The following is a 2140-nucleotide window of genomic DNA, read 5'->3' on the forward strand; positions in this document are numbered from 1 at the left end:
ATCGGCACCCACTTCAACGGCCACTTCTGCGGCCCCGACGGCGGGGTCGGCCAGTGGTCCGTGGCCGAGTGGAAGAGCGAGATCAGCCAGGCCAAGGAGTTCGTGAAGACCTGGAAGACCAACTCGGGCCTGAGGAAGTCCTCGCCGCTGCCCTTCGACTACGACAAGGAACTCATCGGCGCCCGCACTCCCTGCCTTGAAGGGCAGAAGAACTTCGTCAAGGCGGCGAGCCAGATGGGCTTCCGCTACGACTCCAGCGGCGTCAACAACCAGGTCTGGCCCAAGAAGAGGGAAGGTCTCTGGGACCTGTCCATGCAGCTCGTGCCCTTCCCCGGCCACACCTTCGAGCAGCTCACCATGGACTACAACTTCATGGTCAACCAGTCCGGCACCCGGACCCAGGGCGACCCCGACAAGTTCGCCCTGTGGGGCGACGAGATGCGCGACGGCCTCCTCAGGGGCTTCGACCGCGCCTACGACGGCAACCGCGCGCCCCTGATCATCGGCAATCACTTCGAGTCGTGGAACGGCGGCACGTACATGCGCGCCATCGAGGACGTCGTCAAGACCGTGTGCAACAAGCCCGACGTCCGTTGCGTCTCGTTCCGCGAGCTGACCGACTGGCTGGACGCCCAGGACCCGCAGACCCTGGCCAAGCTGCGCACCCTCGAGGTGGGCGAGGCGCCCAAGCAGGGCTGGGCGTCCCTGCTCTCCGGCCGCCCGGCCCCGGCGCCGAAGGGCATCCCCGGCGCGCCGGCCGCCAGGCAGTAGGCGTCGGGCAGCGGACGCCGAGCGGCAGGGGTCAGACGGGGGTCGCCACGCTTTCACCGAGTACGAAACCGGGGTCGATCTGCGCCGCCAGGTCGGCCCCGGTGCGCTCGTTGCCCCACGACTGGGCATTGCGCAGATGGAAGTGGACCATCTGCCGGGTGTACCGCTCCCAGTCCCGCAGCACGTACGTCGCGTCGGCGGCGGCCCGGAGCGTCTCCAGTGCGCGCACGTTGCCGTCCTCCAGCAGGGCGAAGCGGGGCGGGCGTCCCTTCTCCATGGCGCGCACCCAGTCGGAGTGCCCGACCGTCACCAGCAGGTCGTCCCCCACCTCCTCGCGCAGGAAGTCGACGTCGTCCGGACCCTGGACCTTGTTGCCGACGACCTTCAGCGTGACACCGAAGTCGCGGGCGTACTCCTTGTACTGGCGGTAGACGGAGACCCCCTTCCGGGTCGGCTCGGCGACGAGGAACGTCATGTCGAAGCGGGTGAACATGCCGGAGGCGAAGGAGTCCGAACCGGCGGTCATGTCCACCACCACGTACTCGCCGGGGCCGTCGACGAGGTGGTTCAGGAACAGCTCCACCGCTCCGGTCTTGGAGTGGTAGCAGGCGACCCCCAGGTCGGCCTCGGTGAAGGGGCCGGTGACCATCAGACGGACGGCGCCGCCGTCGAGTTCCACCGGGCGCGCGCAGGCGTCGTAGATCGCGTCGGGCTCACTGATCCGGACCAGCCGGGAGCCGGAGCCGGGCGGGGTGGTCTTGATCATCGTCTCGGCCGAGGCGATGCGCGGGTTGGAGCCGCGCAGATGGTCCTTGATCAGAGGCAGCCGGTCGCCCATGGCGGGCAGCGCCGCCGCCTGGTCCTCGTCGAGGCCGAGGGCGGGTCCGAGGTGCTGGTTGATGTCCGCGTCGATCGCGACCACCGGAGCGCCGACGGCGACGAGATGGCGGATGAAGAGGGAGGAGAGCGTGGTCTTGCCGCTGCCGCCCTTCCCGACGAAAGCAATTTTCATGTTCACGAAGGGTAGTCAGCTCGTAGCTGTATGTGCCAGGAAGAAGGTGAACGTCACTCCTTCGAGCGGTGTGAGGGGCGAAGAAGGGGCGCCGGTCGGTCGGCGGCGGGGGCGCGTAGGGTCGACCTCATGAGTACGACAGGAGCGACCGCAGATCCGCTCGCGGCCCTGGGCTCGCTGCCCGGCGTGGCCGACTCCGTGGAGTCCGTGCGCAAGGCCGTGGACCGGGTGTACGGGCACCGGATCATGCGCCGTCGCAGCAACGCCATCACCTCCGAGGCCGCCCTGCGCGGCGCCCGCGGCTCGGCGGCGCTGTCCGGCGCCGACTGGGCCCTGGAGGAGGTGCGGCGCCGCACC

The 2140-nt window shown here is 69.3% G+C and carries 2 protein-coding genes and 1 pseudogene; 2 read left to right on the forward strand and 1 reads right to left on the reverse strand.

What is annotated here, in order from left to right; all coding sequences use genetic code 11:
• On the forward strand, nucleotides 1-771 hold a 771-nt coding region (locus CCN33_RS20790; protein ID WP_483027251.1), incomplete at its 5' end, for a polysaccharide deacetylase family protein.
• Nucleotides 772-802: 31 nt separating this feature from the next.
• On the opposite strand, the gene CCN33_RS20795 is transcribed toward CCN33_RS20790, so the two are convergent.
• A complete protein-coding gene (locus tag CCN33_RS20795; protein WP_208621815.1) occupies nucleotides 803-1783 on the reverse strand; it encodes an ATP-binding protein in 981 nt (326 codons plus the stop codon).
• A gap of 129 nt (nucleotides 1784-1912) precedes the next feature.
• Here CCN33_RS20795 and CCN33_RS20800 point away from each other — a divergent pair.
• A pseudogene (locus CCN33_RS20800) lies at nucleotides 1913-2140 on the forward strand (oxidoreductase); the annotation flags it as partial.

The sequence above is a fragment of the Streptomyces recifensis genome (assembly GCF_002154615.1).
GTDB lineage: Bacteria > Actinomycetota > Actinomycetes > Streptomycetales > Streptomycetaceae > Streptomyces > Streptomyces griseoluteus.